The organism is Sporosarcina sp. FSL W7-1349, assembly GCF_038003045.1.
GTDB lineage: Bacteria > Bacillota > Bacilli > Bacillales_A > Planococcaceae > Sporosarcina.
In genome coordinates this window covers 178,627-196,814 of record NZ_JBBOOK010000003.1, presented here as the reverse complement: position 1 = coordinate 196,814, position 18,188 = coordinate 178,627, and the positions used below count along the sequence as shown (strand labels likewise).

The window sequence follows — 18,188 nt, the reverse complement described above, 5'->3', positions numbered from 1 at the left end:
GGGGAAATGAACGACCGGAATTATAGGTCCCTTGTGCAAATAATTAAGCCCTTCTTGAAATAAAGGGTAGAATTTTTTTAGGACATAAACGCAGCCCGAAATTCCTATGGAGAAGATTTCGGTCTGCGCTGTGCTAATTCCATACTAAATTCATGAAGCATTTAAATCGCATTGACCGTTTCTCACACCGAATGGCAATGCAACACTTGTGAGTCGGTTGTTCCAGAATGCACCATCACCAATACTCGTCAACCCGGATGGCAGGGTGACGCTCGTTAGGTCGTTTTTAAAGAATACCGAATGTCCAATAGGCGTAACTGTCTTACCACCCAATTCATCTGGAATCACTACATCTGTGGCGTTCCCTTTATCCTCTGTAATCGTTACCGTTATTCCATCATCGTTGATCTTCCATTCATACTCCGAGTCATTCGCGACAGCTAGTTGTCCGTGGGAGAGGATTGTGACAGAAAATAAGAGTATCCATGCAACGAAGTGAATAAAATTTCTTTACATTCGAATTTCTCCTTTTTTAGGTTGGAGCCCCTTATTACCCTTTATTTTACTGCCTCCCATCACAATGGATAAGTAGACACCTTTATGTCTACCATCCCACAAAAAACTGCTCACTGGAATTCAAACTTCCAATGAGCAGTTTAATCATCGCTTTTATTCTCCGAAGAATCAATGGCGGGTTTGCCGCCAATCTGCTGATGACAAAGTTGCCCGTATAGGTAGTTTTCTATATTAGTTCCACTATATTTATCAAAACTTGCTGTTGATGGAGTGATTGTACGGGGATGATGGTCAATGGTTTGAGCAGCATGAGAAAATACCTCCTTTAATTGATGCCTTGTGCATTCAAAGGGGAGCTTTGAAAAACAATGCGTTGTTTAATGGGGGGCTTACAGTATAAACCAAAAATACCAGTCATGGATTCAACATGACTGGCATCCTGGAGGCAAAGGTAAGACTTCATTTTAATAAAGGCGGGCATGAATCAAACACTTCTTGCATAAAGTTACCCCCACCAAGCAGCGCGAAATGGGATACATATTTGTACCCTTTTCATTGCTACTTAGAGGGGGTATGATTCGACCTATGACTATCCTGAAAAGATTATATTATTTCGCCAGCAGTTCGATCAGACCTGTAGATAACCATGGGATGTAGCTGATAAGAAGCAAGTTCAGTATCATCAACCCTAACAGTGGCAGGATCGCCTTTGTAATTCTGGTCAAACTGATATCGGCAATTTGGCAGGATATAAACAAATTCACGCCTAGTGGCGGTGTACACATACCAATTGCCAAGTTCACAATCATAATCATCCCAAACTGAACAGGATCAATTCCCATTTGAACAGCTACTGGAGCTAAAATAGGAGCCAAAATAATAATCGAAACACTTGTTTCTAAGAACATCCCTACGACTAGTAGGAATAGGTTGACCAAAATCAAGAAGATAAATGGCGAATCTGAAATACTGATAAAAAATTCAGCAGCCATTCTAGGTAAGCCTTCTTTACTAATAATCCAGGCAAACAGACCAGCACTGGAAATGATAAACATGATGATGGAAGAAGTAATCGCAGACTTTCCTAAAATCTTAAATGTATCTTTTAGCTTAATTTCCTTATAGACAAATACACTAATTATAAAAGCATATAGTGCTGCAACCGCCCCAGCTTCCGTCGGTGTAAAATATCCTGAATAAATACCGCCCAATATAATGACAGGCATTGTCAACGGCAAGATCGCTTCTTTAAATGCTTTGACTCGATCCGCCCATGTAATCGTATTGTCTCCACGATACCCACGTTTTTTTGCGATTACATAAACTGCGATCAACAACGTCACGCCTATCATGATTCCAGGAATGATTCCTGCAATAAACATATCTCGAATCGAAGTACCCGTTGACACGCCATAAAGAATCATTGCTATACTAGGTGGGATAATGATTCCAAGCTCACCTGAAACCGCTTGTAGTGCGGCAGAAAAATCTTTATGATATCCACGATTGACCATAGCCGGAATTAGGATTCCCCCGATAGCTGCTACGGAAGCCGCGCTCGACCCGGAGATCGCCGCAAAAAACATAGCAGCGACTACGGCAACCAATCCCAATCCTCCTGTTATATGTCCAGTAAGCGCATTAGCGAAATTTACAAGTCTTTTAGAAATTCCACCGAACTCCATTAAAGTACCCGCTAATATGAACGTTGGGATGGCCATTAATGTGAACATATCGATGGAAGTAATGAGCCGCTGTCCCACCACAAGAAGCGGAATGGATCCGTCCCACAAAAGAGCAATCACAGACGCCAGACCAATTGAAATAGCGATTGGTACACCAAATATAAACAAAGCAAACATGGATAGGAAAAGAACGATAAGCATTATTTTTCAACCTCCATGTTTTTGTCCTCTGATGCAATCCCTAATTCTATGATCACTGCTATAGCATTCATCGTTAATAGGACAGCACCTATTGGCAACGCTGCGTAGACAACAGACATCGGCAATTGTAAAGCTGCCGAAACCTGTGTTTGTACTCTAGCCATGACCTCAAGTCCCTGGACGAATATCACGCCAAAAAACACAATACCGATGACATTAGATGTAATCTTCAGGAATCTTCTAGTGTTGAATTTTGCTTTTTCCGCCACAAATTCGATCGCAATTAGTTGTTGTTTTCTTAAGGCAAGAGCCGCACCGATAAAAACTAAATAAATCATTAAAAATCGGGCAAGCTCTTCCGACCAAGGGATCGAGTGTCCTATCAAGGTTCGGGACAGAACCTGAACCGATAGGACACCAATCATAATGCTTAAAAAAACACCTAATAGTAATAACAAAATTCTATTTATGCCATCAATAAAATTAAGTATTTTTTTCATATATGCCGCACCTTTCAAAAAGAAGTGCTTACTGTAATTCTAGGATTTTATTTAAAATCTCACCGTGTTCTGCATCATATTTTTGGTAAATCGATTGAGTTACTTTGAAAAACGCATCATAGTCGAAGTTTTCTTCCACCGCAACGCCCTGATCCTTCATAACTTGGACAAGTTCTTCTTCCAAATCGGAAACAAACTTCCGCTCATAATCACGTGCTTCCGTGGCAGCTTCTTGGATCGCTTGTTGAATTTCAGGTGAAAGGCCATCAAACTTTCCTTTATTGATTAGAACAACGCCCGGGCTATATACATGATTCGATATTGTTAAATACTCTTGTACTTCATACAATTTATTTGGAACAATTACCGTTAATGGGTTTTCTTGTCCATCGACAACTCCCTGTTCCAATCCTGTATACAACTCCGTAAATGCCATTGGTGTTGGAGATGCGCCAAACGCTTTAAACGCGTCAAGATGGACAGGGTTCTCCATTGTCCGGATTTTAAGACCTTTCAAATCTTCCGGTTTTGCAATAGGATGTTGATTGTTTGACAACTGACGGAAGCCTGTTTCCCACCAAGCTAGATTATAAAAACCATTCTCTTCAATTTGTTGATCGATTTCTGCACCAATTTCTCCATCTAACACTTCATACGCATGCTCTCTATCTTTGAATAAAAACGGGAAATCCAATGCTAACGATTTTTTCGCAAAGTTTCCAAGTGGACCTGTAGAAGCTACAACCATATCTAAAGTCCCGAGTTGTGTTGCTTCGATCATTTCACGCTCTCCACCCAATTCACCGTTTGGATGGACTTCAAATGTTATTGCGCCATCAGTCTTTTGATCTACAAGCTCAATAAATTTCTCAATGCCTTTGTGGAACTGTGCTTCTTCGGTTTCTGGATTGATATGGCCGATAGAAATTCTAATCTTTTCGCCGCCACCCGTATTCTCTTTTGGTGATTCTGTTTCATTTTTTGATCCGCAAGCAGAGATAACTAGCATCACGCAAGCGAACATAAGAATTGTCATTAATTTCTTCATTTTTGTTTCCCCCTCTTATCTATTCGGATATTGCCGTTGGTTCAATACTGAAAAATCATGTCCTGCCAGTAATTCAGCTGAAAACTTCTCCATTTTCTTAAACGTTTCTTCATATTCATTCAAATCAATATGTAGGCCGTTTGGAATATGCTTCAGCTTTTCATCTCCATGCCAATTTTCCATCAATGGGATAGTATCCCCTGCAATTAAGTAATCTCCTTCGCTTGTATTGACAAGGACTCCCATAAAACCAGGAGAGTGTCCAGGCAAAGTGATCAGATGGATATTTTCCATAAAATCGTATTGGTCGCCTTCTACTACTTCAATTTTCTGTAATACTTTTATCCATGGCGGTTCAATACCACTGATTCCAATTTCATACTGCGCTTTTTGAACATCGTTCGGACAAATGGCATACAAGAGCTCTCTTTTTTGCACGACGAACGTAGCATTGGTATATATATCGCATCGGCAACAATGATCCCAGTGCAAATGTGTGAAAATCACCACGTCAATGTCCTCAGGAGTCAACCCAATACTTTGTAGTGCATTTTCCTGGCGCATCTCTTCATCTTGCAATAGAAACCCATGATATTTCATAGCCCGTTCAGGTTCACATGGTCCCGTATCAACGAGAATATTCTGGTCTTTAGTCTTAATGACGAACATTAAAACCGGTGCGTCAATTTTAGTCCCATAATGCCGACCATATACGAATTGGGATTTCTCAATGTTTAAGACACCCACCTGTAACGGATAAATAACTGGATACTCTGCATTCATGCTAACACCCCTTTTTACAAATGAAAATTATACATTAATAGAAAATGGATCTCTAGTCTCATTTGACAAATCTATCATGACATTTTTCACACGTGTATAATCCATGAGTGAATGGAAACCGCGTTCACGGCCATAACCGCTTTGTTTCACCCCGCCAAATGGAGCTTGTACAGCGCTCGTTCGATACGTATTCACCCAAACGGTTCCAGCTTCCAATTGCTTCGCTACCCGATGGGCACGGGCTAAATCGGACGTCCAAATACCTGATGCAAGACCGTATTTAGAATCATTTGCAATACGGACAGCCTCATCTTCATCTTTAAAAGAAATAATGCTTAAGACCGGGCCAAACACTTCTTCTTGTGCGATCTTCATGGAGTTTTCTACATTGATGACAATCATCGGACGTATAAAGTATCCATTCTCTGGCAAGTCACCTTCGTTACCTACTAATACTTTAGCCCCTTCCGCTTCTACATCTTCAATCATTTTGCTGATCGAAAGGTATTGATTTTCATTGGCAACTGGTCCCATCTCGGTCGTTTCGTCCATCGGATTTCCTAATTTAATTTTACGTACGCGTTCCGCCAACTTTTCCGCGACCTCGTTGTAAATCGATTCGTGAACGAGTAAACGAGATCCAGCAATGCAGGTTTGTCCAGTCGAAGCAAAAATACCGGCCATCGCGCCTGGAATGGCTTTTTCCAAATCCGCATCCTCAAAAATAATATTAGGAGATTTACCACCGAGTTCCAAAGTCAAAGGAGTAAAATGGTCCGCTGCACTTTTACCGATCAACCGACCTGAATATGTTCCACCTGTAAAGCTGATCTTGTTAACCCGTTCCGAACTCGTTAACAAAGCACCTACTTTACCATTACCCGTTACAATATTGATGACCCCTGGCGGAAAACCTGCTTGCTCGACTAGTTTACCAAAAAGCAAAGTAGAGACCGAAGCATGTTCTGACGGCTTGACAATGACGCAATTCCCGGCAGCTAATGCAGGGGCAAGCTTATTCATAAGAAGCTGCATCGGAGAATTCCATGCGGTAATTAGTACAGCTACCCCCACCGGTTCGCGCATCGTGTAATCGAAAAGATTCATATTATCAAGCGGAATGGTCTCTCCGTAGATCTTATCTGCATAGCCTGCAAAAAAACGAAGAGCCCGGGCGGTAAATGGAACTTGCTTTTTCGTTTCCCTAATCACTTTACCATTATCTTTCGTTTCATGAATCGCAAGTTCTTCCGCATGCTCTTCAATTAAATCTGCTAGCTTTAACATACAGTTTGCCCGTTTAAAGCCGTTTGTATGTTTCCATACGGAATGGAATGCAGTCTGCGCCGCATCAATAGTTTCTTCCACATCTTCTTTCGAAGCTTGCGGAATGGTTCCCCATTGTTGCTTGTCATAAGGATTGATGACAGGCAAAGTCTCTTTCGTAGAAGCTTCTCTCCATTGTCCGTTAATGAGCATTTGATAGTGTTCCATGTTAGGATCCTCCTTTATGATTTTGCGAAATTAATATCAGACCAGTTTTCCCACAGTTTCGCAATTGCCGCGTAATCCAAATCGCCATATCCTTCACCTGTTGCTATCTCATAGACTGAATGTGCAGCTTGGATAGAGAAAAGCGGTATATCATTTTCTTGCGCTAACTTCAAAAAGAGCATGGAATCTTTTCGGGCGTTACGTGTAGACATACCGCCTTCGTATTCCCCATTCTGAATCCGCTCGTGGTAACGATGTGTTAGTGGACGAAGAAGCGCTGTTTCGCCACTTAGCAATTCATACACCTTTTCGGGTTGAATCCCAAGCTTGACACCAAGTGCGGCCGCTTCCACAATAATCGACATAACACCATGTGCTACACCATTATTAATAATTTTTGCTGACATACCAGCCCCGATTGGCCCCATCACTTGGACTTCTGCAGAAACGGCCTGCAGAATGTCGATGATTTGATTGACGACTCCATCCGAATCTCCGACAAGCAAATTCGCTTGTTTGTTTTTCATGTGACCTACGCCGCCTAGAATGGCAGCATCTATTAAACGGACACCATGAGCCCAACACATACTGCGGAACTCAGTCACTTCTGATGGAAGGACGGTGCTTGTTTCGATAATCGTGGAGCCCTTTGCCAACATAGGACTTATTTCTTCAATAATGCTTTTCGAGATGGAAGCTCTCGGCATTGATAAAAAGATTACCTCCGCCTGTTTGGCTAATTCTGCGAGAGAATCGGTGGTTTCAATTTCAAACGCTTTCATCGCTTCCCTTCTTGACTCATCAATGTCAAGCCCGACCACTTCATATTGGGAAGATAATATTTCCGCGATGGCACCGCCCATATTTCCTAGACCAATGACGCCTACCTTAATACCCATGTTTTGCCCTCCGAAACTTAATCGCTACAGATGCGAAATAATTTACTGACTATTCCCTGTCAATTATAGTGAATAGGTTTTATAATTCATACTAAGCGATTTTTATAAAGTCATATAAATTTTTTTTATATCGGAGAGGATCATATGGATGAACGAGATTGGATTTTGCTCACAAAGCTTGGAGAAGGGAAGAATATATCGCAAGTGGCGGAAGAGCTCTTCATCACTCAACCCGCCCTCACGTACCGTGTCAGTAAAATTGAAAATGAGTTCGGAACGGCCTTATTCGTCCGTGGGAATAAAGGGATGAAACCAAATGCCCAAGGCGAATACGTGGTGCAATATGCAGCCAGGATGCTACAAGAATTACAGCAGGCAAGAGAGCATGTTTATTCGATGGAAAACGCCGTCAAAGGAAAAATTTACATTGGAGCTTCCAACGCAATTGCTCAATATGTGTTGCCCGAATTGTTAACAAAGTTTTTAAAGGAGTATCCAGATGTGGAACCTCATGTGTTCACCGGATTCAGTCCCTATTTAATCGATTTATTAATCAAGGAGAAAATCCACGTAGCATTTTTGAGAGAGGATTTGGAATGGCTGCATTACAAACAATTCCTTACAAAAGAAAAGATTTATATTGTTTCCAAAGAGGCAATTGAGTTGGAAAACTTGCCTTCCTTACCGAGAATTCACTACCAAACAAACCAATCGTTAAAAACGATGATTGATATGTGGTGGTCTAAAAATTTCCAGAAGCCGCCATACGTTACGATGAATGTGGACAATGCGGATGTATGCTTGGAGATCGTGCGGGCAGGACTTGGGTATGCACTAATTACAGAACTGGGCTTAACAAAGGAAGATGACTTATGGCGAATACCGCTGACGAATCATTTGAATGAGCCCATGGCAAGAGAAACCTGGTTATATGCTTCCAAAGAATCGGCCCACTACTCCGCAATCCAAGCATTTCTTGAATTTTTACAAACTCAAGAACTACCTGGGTGAACGGTTATCGTATTTTCACCTCCTATCAACGGACTAACTAAATAGACTAACGTAAAAAGCAGCCGATAGTGGCTGCTTTTTTACGTCATGTTAGCCCTAAATTGGAGCTCTTCATAGTTTTCCTTCCACCTCAAAGTGTATAGATAAGCTATTGGCTACATGAATCACCAACAAATAAATACCAGCGAAAACTGATGTATCACCAACCTTCTAACTTTTCTAAAAATTCTCTTGCCTCGTTAATTAATTTGTGTTACTATTCAAAACAACTCATATAACAAGACATCATCTCACAATATGAGATAAAAAGTCGAGGAGGTTAACTTGAAGTTTAGATTCCATACTTTTTATTTATGAAAGGATGAAGCAACGATGAGACTTGAAAAGGATTCATTAGGCGAACTGTATTTACATGATGAGTTATACTATGGCATTCAAACAGAAAGAGCCCGTCAAAATTGTTCTATTTCACGTAGAACGTTTGAAAATTACCCGGATGTAATCTGGTGTTTAGCAGCTATCAAAAAATCTGCTGCTCTAGCAAATTCGGCCATCGGTGTCCTTGAAAAAAAGAAAGCTGAGGCGATTGTAACAGCGGCGGAAGAGATTATGGACGGCAAAATGCAAGGCCAATTTCCTATCGATCTATTCCAGGGAGCAGGCGGCACTTCACTAAATATGAATCTCAATGAAGTGATTGCCAATCGCGCCAATGAACTTCTATCCGGAGAAAAAGGATACGTGCTAGTTCATCCTAATGTCCATGTAAATATGGGACAATCCACAAATGATGTCATTCCAAGCGCCATGAAAATGACAAACTACCTGTATATAAAAGAGTTGCTCCAAATGGTATATACAATCGAGCGAGAGTTGGCAGTGAAAGTAACCGAATTCAGTAATGTCGTGAAAATTGCGCGGACCTGTTTACAAGATGCAGTTCCTATTACACTGGGCCAACAGTTTAGTGGCTACCACTCCTTTATTAAGAGGCAAATTAGTGAGTTGGAAAACCTGAAAGACTATTGTTTAACCATTACTTTAGGCGCTACAGCGGTAGGAACCGGTCTTGGGACATCCCCTGGCTATGAAGAAAAAGTATATGAGTATCTTCGTGAAGTTTCCGAAATACCTGTTATGAAGAACAATAACTTTTTTGACGGGATGCAGCATGCAGATTTGTATGTAAAAATATCGGCTGTTCTTAAAGGTTTGGCGACCGGATTATCTACGATGGCAGCAGATTTCCGATTATTATCATCAGGCCCCCGTGCAGGGTTTTCAGAAATTACGATTCCTGCCGTCCAACCGGGTTCTTCCATCATGCCTGGAAAAATCAATCCTGCCATGCCAGAGATGATGATGCAAGCCTGTTTTCAAGTGTATGGAAATGATTCTGTCATCACCATGGCGGTGGATCGAAGCGAGGCCAACATAAACGTCTGGGATAATTTGATTGCCAAAAACTTATTTGAGTCATTTGAATTACTTACGAACGGCATTGAGTTATTTACAGAGAAATGTGTCAAAGGCATTCAAGCGAATAAAGACGTCTGCTTGGAATACGCGGAATCGTCTTTAGCAAATTCAACGGTGTTGGCTTTATTATTTGGTTACGAAACTGCCAGTGATATTGCGAAGGAAGCTTTTAAAAAGGATTTATCAATTAAATCAATCGTGATAGAAAAAGGATTATTTACGAAAGAGGAAGCAGATGAGCTTTTCGACCCGCTGATGCTTGCCGATCCGTCTAGAAACAACTTGATTGGCAGTATGTATAAAAAACTAAAACAAGTGTAAACGATGTTTAACAAATAAATGAACAGACTTAAACAAACTAGGAGGAGAATACAAATGAAAATGAAATTCTTATTCGGTTCCATCTGTTTATTTTTATTTATTATTTTAGCTGCCTGCGGGAACGGAACGGATGAGCCGGAAGATACCGCAACAGACGTATCAAGCAATGGTTCCAGCGACAGTGCTTCAGCTGACGGCCTCCCCGAATTACCGAAATTTGTGAAAGACAGAGGAAAATTAGTCGTTGGTGTAAAAGCGGACTACCCTCCCTTCGGCTTCATTAATGAAAAGGGAGAAAATGATGGTTTTGATATAGACCTCGCCAAACAGCTTGCCGAATATGCTTTTGGTGACCCGAATGCAATTGAATTCGTTCCCGTAACCGCCTCCAATCGGATTCCTTTTTTAACTTCAAAGAAAATTGATTTACTCATCGCTACATTAGGAGTTACAGATGAACGAAAAGAACAGATCGATTTTTCTAAACCATATTACAATAGTTCTGTCTTATTTCTTGTTCCAAATGAAAGCGATATCACGAAAATGGAAGACGTAAAAGACAAAGAAGTCATTGCCATCAAAGGAAGTATGGGAAGCATCGAATTAGAAGAGCTATCACCTTCAACGAAACAGTTAAAACTCGATAACACTTCCGAAGGCGTCAGAGCATTGAAAAGCGGCAGAGGCGTCGCGATGATTCAAGACGACATTTTGCTATATGATATTGTGAAAAATAATCCAGACTTAAAAGTAGTCGGAGAGCCCTTTGCCTTGGGATTGATGGCTGTCGGAATTAGAAAAGGTGAAGAAGACTGGGACAATTGGGTTAATGCCGCAATTGATAAAGGCGCGGAGGAAGATTTATTTTATGAGTGGTTCAAAAAATGGTATCCGGAAGATCATGTGAATGTACCTGAATATTTACCTAGACCGAAATAACAAGTAACTAGATCAGAGAGACATACGCTACTAGCATCGACCAAGACTACTAGAGCGTATGTCTTCTCACAAAACCAGGAAAATCAAGCAACACAAAATACATGGTTGAGGTGAAAAAAATGAAAAACACTAAAATTAGAATAGAAGGTGTACACAAAAGCTTTGGTAGTTTAAATGTATTAACTGGAGTTTCAACCGATTTATATGAGAATGACGTGACAGTCATTATTGGCCCGAGTGGTTCTGGTAAAAGTACGTTACTGCGCTGTTTAAATGGATTAGAAGCTATCGATCAGGGAGACATCATGTTGAATGGAAAAAATATTTACGATTCTTCCATTACTTTGCAAAAACTAAGGGAGAAGATTGGAATGGTGTTCCAAAGCTATAATCTATTCCCCCACCTGACCGTGAAAGAAAATTTATTATTGGCGCCATTGAAAGTACAAAAAGTTAAAAACAAAACAGAGTTGAATGAAAGAGCACAAGCCCTGTTAAAAAAAGTTGGATTGGAAGACAAGTTAAACTATTATCCCAATCAACTATCGGGGGGCCAGCAGCAACGGGTCGCCATTTCTCGATCGTTAATGATGAATCCAGAAGTCATTTTATTTGATGAAGTGACCTCGGCGCTTGATCCAGAAAAGGTAAACGATGTTCTCGAGACGATGAAAGAGCTTGCGCAAAGCGGAATGACGATGGTAGTGGTGACACATGAAATGGGATTTGCCAAAGAGGTCGCGGATAAAGTCATATTTATGGACGGAGGCGTCGTAGTCGAGGAAGGAGCGCCGAGCCAAATCTTTGGTAATCCAAAAGAAAAAAGAACACAAAAATTTCTGGAAAAGGTACTTTAACATCCTTATTCTTCGAAGGAGCGTGATCACATGAATTTTGATTTTGGTTTTTTGATGGAGAAGATGCCCTATTTGCTAACGGGATTAAAAATGACAGTCATGATCAGTTTGGTTAGTTTGGTCTTTTCTTTGCTAATTGGATTGGTAGGTTCCGTTGTGAAAACCGCAAAAATACCTATTCTATCTCAACTGACTTCGATCTATGTTGAATTATTTCGGAATACACCATTATTGGTACAAATCTTCTTAGTGTACTTCGGGTTGCCTTCACTGGGAATTACATTGTCTGCTCCCTTTGCCGGTATCATTGCTCTTAGTTTATGGGGCGGAGCATACGCGGCCGAAAACTTCCGCGGCGGATTGGAATCCGTGTCCAAACAATTAGTGGAGGCGGGAGATTCATTAGGCATGAACAAATTCCAAATTTATCGGTATGTGATTGTGCCAATTGGCTTTCGGTATAGCTTTTCCTCTTTTTCTAACACCTCTATTTCAGTCTTGAAAAACTCGTCGTTCTTAGCTGGAATTGGATTGGTGGAACTTACCTTTGCAGCAATGGACACGGTGTCGATTTATTTCAAAACCCTTGAAATGTTCCTTACCATTGCGGTGATTTACCTGCTATTAGTATGGTTATTATCATTTAGCCTAAGAGTCATTGAAAAGAAATTAGACTACAATAACAAAAAAGTTGATAAATTGATACCATTCGAAGGAGTGGCTACCACTACGAACAATTAACTTCGATTTTATTCGAAAAACTAGGGGGAATTATTATGAGTTTGATTATTAATAATTCGGAATTTCTACTGAAAGGACTCGGGTACACGATTTTATTAAGCATTGTCTGTATCATTTTTTCATTATTCATAGGCATAGTAATTGGGACACTTCGGACGCTCAATAACTCTATCGTAATTTTAGTATCAAAAACTTATATTGATTTGTTTAGAGGGTTACCTATCCTCATTACTCTTTTTCTTGTGTTTTTTATTATTCCCATGACGGGCATCAACTTTAGTAATTTTGCTTCAGCCGCCATTGCGTTGAGTCTATGGGCAAGTGCCAACATAGCCGAATCCGTTCGGGGTGCAATCCAATCAATCCCCAAAGCCCAGACGGAAGCTAGTTATTCATTGGGCTTAACACATGTTCAAACTATGATTTACGTCATTATTCCACAAGCGACGAAGCGGGTCTTGCCATCGATCATCGGTTTATTAACCAACTTAGTACAAGCAACATCACTGACGATATTAATTGGCAATATTGAATTTCTAAAATCAGCCCAAATTATTATCGAACGAATAGAGATCATGGAAGGTAAACAAATAGCTTTCACTATATATTCATTAGTTTTACTTGGATATTTTATCATTTGCTACCCCCTATCTTTACTATCCAAAAGACTGGAAAGGAATTTAAATACCTAATAAAAGTGACTAATAATCTTATTTTAATCACTAACTAAGATTTCCAGTAATTCATGTTAATAACTCTTTTATGGTAGAATATATGATAGGTAAATAGCACCTTTTGGGAATCAAAACATCCGTAGACTAAAAAGAATAGTGAGAGAGCTGAGCTATATGTCAGAGTTATTAAATAAAACATTTACCCTATTAGATTTATTGAAACCTCGCGATGGACATATTGAATGGGGGGCTGCCGAACTTGCCCGAATGGCTGGATACAATACTGCTACCACCCATAGAATTCTAAAGTCCTTGCAAAAATACGAAATGGTCAACCAAAATCCGCAAACGAAGAAATTTCATTTAGGATCTGCGTTAATAGAACTAGGTTATTTAGCGAAAGATTTATTCTCATCCATCAGCGATTTTGCAAAGCCTGAAATGGATATTCTTTTCGAAAAAACGAATGAAGGAATTCACTTAAACATCTTGCATGGCCAAAATGAAGCGATCCTAATCGATTTTATTGAAAGCAGTTTTCGCCTGCGAGTCACCGAGCAGTTAGGGCTTCGCTTGCCTCTCCATGTAGGGGCTGTTCGTAAAGTGATTCTTGCCTATATGAAGCCAGAAGAACAAGAAAAGTATATTGCAAATTGTAATTGGGAAGCAAGAACACCCAATACAGACACGAATGAAAAGAAGTTAAGAGAAAACATAGCCGATATCAAAGCCCAAGGTTTCGCGGTTAGTCACGGAGAAACTACACTGGGAACCGTCGGGATAGCTGTTCCTATTTTTGAAACGGACGGGGTTGTTGGATCACTCTCGATTGTAGTTCCAGATGTCCGCGCGAACGAAGAAATCATACCGGAATACGCAGCACTACTGCTGCAAAGTGCATATAATATTAGCAAGAAAATGAACGGAGATTTCTGGATAAAACATTATGAATTGAATGTAACCACATAATGCCTCAATTATAGTAATTCGCCATGGGATCTTGATACATTCTTCTTGATTACCCTCCCAACCTTGTTGCCCTCCTAGAGTTTAAAAGAGCTCGGAGTCCTTGGATTAAATTAAAGGGTATTTAGCGAACTAAACTTAGAAGTCATCTTCCTATGGAAAGATGGCTTTTTTCATTTACATTGCCTGGTATTTGTGGTGGACCGGAACTAACGCCAATACATCTTCAATCCGAAACGTCCGCTTTGATTGACGCAAATAGCAATACGCCCGAAATGTACGCTCCCCCACCTGAATGACTTCAATGCGTCGCTGAGTAATTTGCCCATCTTTCGCCATATAGATCATCTCGAGCAAATTCTTATCCCTATACGCCTTTTCCAACACCAACCGCACGTGCGTTCCTCCTTTTTACTCATCATACAGAACATACGATCTGTTGTAAAGGAATATAAATGGAAAGTGCCAGTCACGAATTCATCATGACAGGCACCTCGAATACGTTTTACTCTCACGTCGGCTCTAGGCATGATGCCCCCACCAATAGGTGATAGTATCCAACACTCCTATAATAATAAGCAGAACTCCCGCAACCCTTTGCACTATTCTCCCCGCCCGCATACTGAACCTCATTACGAGCCGCTTCGCATCAAAAAACCACATGAACAGGAGGAGTAGCAGGAGCGGCAGCGAAGTGGCCAAGCCGAAGACCGCCGGCAGAAAAAGTCCATAGGAGGTTGTCGTGACAAGCGGCATGAGCCAGACAAAAAACAAGACAAACATTGTCGGACAGAAAGCAATAGCAAAACTAGCGCCTAACAGAAATGAACCGAGTCTTCCCTCTCTCAGACGCATGGGGATATGCGACGTTAGTTTGCCGAGAAAACGTAATTTAAGGACCCCCAGCAACACCAAACCCGTTGCAATAATTAGCGGGCCGATGACTTTACGGAACACTGGAAAATAGGATGTAATCGTCTCCTCAAACGACTGTCCGAAAAGCCAGGCCAACACGCCGATCGCACTAAAAACAACGACCTTTCCCAAAATAAAGGCAAAGATCTCTCCGCCATTCTCTTTCATTTGAATCGACCGGCTTCCATACAACGTAATTGCCCCCATATTACCGGTCAACTGGCAAGGGGCTAGCGCTCCAAGCAATCCAAGCAACAATGCCATGACAAGCGGATAGTGATCATATGTATTAATCATGGCGGTAATCGGTTCCGAAATCATTTGGCTAATTCTTGACAGCCAAGCATCCATTTAAAGCACCATCGCTTTCATTTAGGGTAATCTCGCTTTCCTAAAAATACTGCGTCCCCTCTCCCCTTGCAATCGAGAATGATTGCAAGGTCAGACCTATAAAGTTAATACCAAGAGTTGGGCTCACTCCTCTTTTGTGAGGGATTTCCAAAAACACCTTCTACCCCAACGAACCATACAAACGTTGAAACCCGATTGCCCAAATAATGCAGCATCCGAAATGAAACTCGATCTGCCTCCGTAAATGATATGTGTTCCTTTCATATTATGCTGCTAGCCATTATGGCATGTTCAGTTTATTGATGTGGTGACAGTCACCAAAACAACTTTGAAACGATTCTGAATAGCGTTCGAATTGTAGAGGTGACTGTGTCACATTGACAACTTAGCTTACTCAACCTTTCACTTGCACAAAAAAAGAGCCGTTTCTGGCTCTTTAAGTAAATTGGAAATAATCAATATCAATTTGTAAAAAACAGTTTCGTGAAACCCTGGACCGCAGCCGTAGCATAAATACCTTTTATATTATAGTATCCTCAAAGGGTTTGATCTTATCGTTTTAACTTGATATATTTGTTTTTTCAGACGTTATGGTATTTAATTTTCTAACGGGTCCTTTCTTTCGTATTGGCTCGTGACCAGTTATACTCGATGATTTAAATCTAGCGCCTTGCGGACCGAAAGCATCTTTAGGTTCAGGCATGACATATAAAAGGACAATATAGACTACTGCACCTACCAACATCGATACCACTAATCCGATATCTGCACCTTCAAAAAGCTTTGCACCAAGACCTACATACCAACCAGTATTAATAAAAAACGAACCAGAAATAACGGCAGCTAACCAGGCTAAAGTGGCTTGTATATTGAGCCCGTTTTTAAACCAATAGCGCCCCCCAATTTCTCCTCGGTTAAATACCTGCAGATGATCTGGATAGTAGTATCCTTTTCGATTAACAAAAGCTATAACATTAATGATCACCCAAGGTGCCCCCATTATTACGAGGATTCCTAAGAATGAACTAACTAAAACTTCCAAGTGCTCATAGAAAGCACCTAAATAGACTAAAACGGTTGAAACTGCAGCTAGAATTACTGTTGATTGTACACGGGATAGACTAGTAACAATTGCCGAAAAGTCTAGTCCCATACTATATATATTAATAACAGCTTGAGCAGTACCTGGTACTAACGCAATATATAATAATGGGAAGAGGAACCAAAACGGAACAGCCGCCACAAATTCAGAAACATACGGGGCTGTTGGATTATTGAAGCTCACTGCTGTATATGCACCGAATGCAAAAGCACCCCCCATACCAAAAAATCCGCCAATCCAAGTAACCATCATTAATTGTTTATCTTTGTATTTTTCGCGAGATATATGTCGCGTCCAGTCCCCGACATAAGGGCCGTATGATTGTATGGTCGCTGCACAAGAAATAGCCCCGAGAAACCAAGTAGGCCAGAATGAACCAAGTAGATAATCTCCCCCAGCATAACTAGCATCAAAATTTGGCCAGAGCACGAACAATGCTATCACCATTAGAACTCCAGCAGATGGTATCATATACTTTGTCATAGCTACCATATTAGCATGTCCTAAGACGGATATTATTGTCATCACGATAGCGACTGCTGTATAAGCTACTAACTTCAATGTCAAAGTAGCTTCACTACCCCCAAAAATTCTAGTGGCACTACCCGCAAGTACATCGCCTGCAGCCCATACAGATAAAGCAGCAAAGACTATACATGCTAGTATCCCTAAAATAGAGCCAATTAATCTACCCATCGCCCCGAAATGTGCCCCGCTTGCTACTGGATTATTTGTTCCTGTTCTGATTCCAAACAAGGACATTGGGGCCAATAATGTAGCACCTATGGCTGAACCGACAATGATAGAAGTAATTGAACCCCACCAACCTAATCCAATCGAAACTGGAATCCATCCAATTACAATAATCCCAAAAGTCATACTACCGCCAAAAAGTATATAAAAAATGTTAGTAGGCTTAGACCTTCGTTGTTCTTCAGGAATGAAATCTACTCCGAAATTTTCTATACGCCCAACGCTATCGACAAGGACACGACCATTGTCTTGATTTTCATCTCTTCTACCTTCTGCCATTCAGTTTCCTCTCCTTTGATCTTTTCCTAGTATGTGGAGAATAGTGGAAAAAGCAATACTCAACCTAGTTTATTTCCATTTCCCAAACAGTAAATACTATAGAGTCAAATACTGAAATCTAACTGTGTTCCGAATCGCAAATCACATTGGAAACAGAAATAAAAAACTATGGACATTTGGACAGAATGACAAATACAGTGTTTTGTAATCATGTTTTAGGCCAAATATTCCCTCCCCCTAATTATCATTAGTTAATTGAAACTCATGATAGCAAGTTCCGAATAGTCTGTCAACATTTTTTTATTTCTAGCCCAACATTTTTCTCTATCTCACTATTAGAAATACATAAGTAAATGCCAACAGATTTTAAATACTGGGTTTAAGAAAAATTACGAAAACCATTTTAAATTACGGAAGCTTTAGATTGGATGAAGATCCTTCTTAGCTTCTTTTATTTACCGCTAAATTATTAAAAAAGTCTTTAAAACTTACTTTCGTTAAACTTCATATGGTATGTGCATTTAATGAAAGAAAAAGATAGAAGTTACTTCTGCTGCTTAATATATCTCTCCCTTAAGCCAGGTCGATCACGCCGCTTTAGCGGTAAAAACTTAAAGTGAATAAACAATTCTAAAAATAAATACTTGACACACTATTTTTAATTTGTTATTCTA

The 18,188-nt window shown here is 40.4% G+C and carries 17 protein-coding genes; 7 read left to right on the top strand and 10 right to left on the bottom strand.

Annotated elements, in window-relative coordinates; translation table 11 throughout:
* Nucleotides 1-150 precede the first annotated feature (150 nt).
* From MKY41_RS20835 to MKY41_RS19435, 7 genes are all read right to left on the bottom strand, one after another.
* Complete coding sequence (locus MKY41_RS20835) at nt 151-348, bottom strand: leucine-rich repeat protein (protein ID WP_445683360.1); 198 nt, start codon at nt 346-348, stop codon at nt 151-153.
* A 776-nt stretch (nt 349-1,124) separates the two neighbouring features.
* Entirely contained in the window at nt 1,125-2,402 is a 1,278-nt protein-coding gene (locus MKY41_RS19460; protein WP_340746641.1) for a TRAP transporter large permease, read from the bottom strand.
* Nucleotides 2,402-2,902 carry a TRAP transporter small permease gene (locus MKY41_RS19455; RefSeq protein WP_340746640.1) on the bottom strand — a complete coding sequence of 167 codons (501 nt, stop codon included), beginning with the start codon at nt 2,900-2,902 and terminating at the stop codon, nt 2,402-2,404. The genes MKY41_RS19460 and MKY41_RS19455 overlap by 1 nt, the downstream gene beginning before the upstream one ends.
* A gap of 28 nt (nt 2,903-2,930) precedes the next feature.
* Nucleotides 2,931-3,950 carry a TRAP transporter substrate-binding protein gene (locus tag MKY41_RS19450; protein ID WP_340746639.1) on the bottom strand — a complete coding sequence of 340 codons (1,020 nt, stop codon included), beginning with the start codon at nt 3,948-3,950 and terminating at the stop codon, nt 2,931-2,933.
* Nucleotides 3,951-3,965: 15 nt separating this feature from the next.
* Complete coding sequence (locus tag MKY41_RS19445) at nt 3,966-4,733, bottom strand: N-acyl homoserine lactonase family protein (RefSeq protein ID WP_340746638.1); 768 nt, start codon at nt 4,731-4,733, stop codon at nt 3,966-3,968.
* Nucleotides 4,734-4,760: 27 nt separating this feature from the next.
* Nucleotides 4,761-6,227 (bottom strand): aldehyde dehydrogenase, encoded by a 1,467-nt coding sequence (locus tag MKY41_RS19440; protein ID WP_340746637.1) that lies wholly within the window; start codon nt 6,225-6,227, stop codon nt 4,761-4,763.
* Between the two features lie 14 nt (nt 6,228-6,241).
* Nucleotides 6,242-7,126: an NAD(P)-dependent oxidoreductase gene (locus MKY41_RS19435; protein ID WP_340746636.1), complete on the bottom strand. Its 885-nt coding sequence runs from the start codon at nt 7,124-7,126 to the stop codon at nt 6,242-6,244.
* Between the two features lie 144 nt (nt 7,127-7,270).
* Between MKY41_RS19435 and MKY41_RS19430 the strand changes: the two genes are divergently transcribed.
* From MKY41_RS19430 to MKY41_RS19400, 7 genes are all read left to right on the top strand, one after another.
* Nucleotides 7,271-8,137 carry a LysR family transcriptional regulator gene (locus MKY41_RS19430; RefSeq protein ID WP_340746635.1) on the top strand — a complete coding sequence of 289 codons (867 nt, stop codon included), beginning with the start codon at nt 7,271-7,273 and terminating at the stop codon, nt 8,135-8,137.
* Nucleotides 8,138-8,509: 372 nt separating this feature from the next.
* A complete protein-coding gene (locus MKY41_RS19425) occupies nt 8,510-9,937 on the top strand; it encodes an aspartate ammonia-lyase (protein ID WP_340746634.1) in 1,428 nt (475 codons plus the stop codon).
* 60 nt (nt 9,938-9,997) lie between these two features.
* Nucleotides 9,998-10,876, top strand: a complete 879-nt coding sequence (locus MKY41_RS19420) for a transporter substrate-binding domain-containing protein (RefSeq protein ID WP_340746633.1) — start codon at nt 9,998-10,000, stop codon at nt 10,874-10,876.
* Between the two features lie 119 nt (nt 10,877-10,995).
* Nucleotides 10,996-11,733, top strand: a complete 738-nt coding sequence (locus tag MKY41_RS19415; RefSeq protein WP_340746632.1) for an amino acid ABC transporter ATP-binding protein — start codon at nt 10,996-10,998, stop codon at nt 11,731-11,733.
* A 30-nt stretch (nt 11,734-11,763) separates the two neighbouring features.
* Nucleotides 11,764-12,474, top strand: coding sequence for an amino acid ABC transporter permease (locus MKY41_RS19410; protein WP_340746631.1), 711 nt, complete (start codon nt 11,764-11,766; stop codon nt 12,472-12,474).
* Between the two features lie 35 nt (nt 12,475-12,509).
* Entirely contained in the window at nt 12,510-13,166 is a 657-nt protein-coding gene (locus MKY41_RS19405) for an amino acid ABC transporter permease (RefSeq protein ID WP_340746630.1), read from the top strand.
* Between the two features lie 156 nt (nt 13,167-13,322).
* Entirely contained in the window at nt 13,323-14,117 is a 795-nt protein-coding gene (locus MKY41_RS19400) for an IclR family transcriptional regulator (protein WP_340746629.1), read from the top strand.
* A gap of 174 nt (nt 14,118-14,291) precedes the next feature.
* On the opposite strand, the gene MKY41_RS19395 is transcribed toward MKY41_RS19400, so the two are convergent.
* The 3 genes from MKY41_RS19395 to MKY41_RS19385 all read right to left on the bottom strand — a co-directional run bounded on the left by MKY41_RS19395 (nt 14,292) and on the right by MKY41_RS19385 (nt 17,514).
* On the bottom strand, nt 14,292-14,510 hold the full coding sequence (locus MKY41_RS19395) for a transcriptional regulator (protein WP_340746628.1): 219 nt from the start codon (nt 14,508-14,510) through the stop codon (nt 14,292-14,294).
* A gap of 126 nt (nt 14,511-14,636) precedes the next feature.
* Nucleotides 14,637-15,380: an urease accessory protein UreH domain-containing protein gene (locus MKY41_RS19390; RefSeq protein ID WP_340746627.1), complete on the bottom strand. Its 744-nt coding sequence runs from the start codon at nt 15,378-15,380 to the stop codon at nt 14,637-14,639.
* 559 nt (nt 15,381-15,939) lie between these two features.
* Complete coding sequence (locus tag MKY41_RS19385; protein ID WP_340746626.1) at nt 15,940-17,514, bottom strand: purine-cytosine permease family protein; 1,575 nt, start codon at nt 17,512-17,514, stop codon at nt 15,940-15,942.
* Nucleotides 17,515-18,188: the final 674 nt, after the last annotated feature.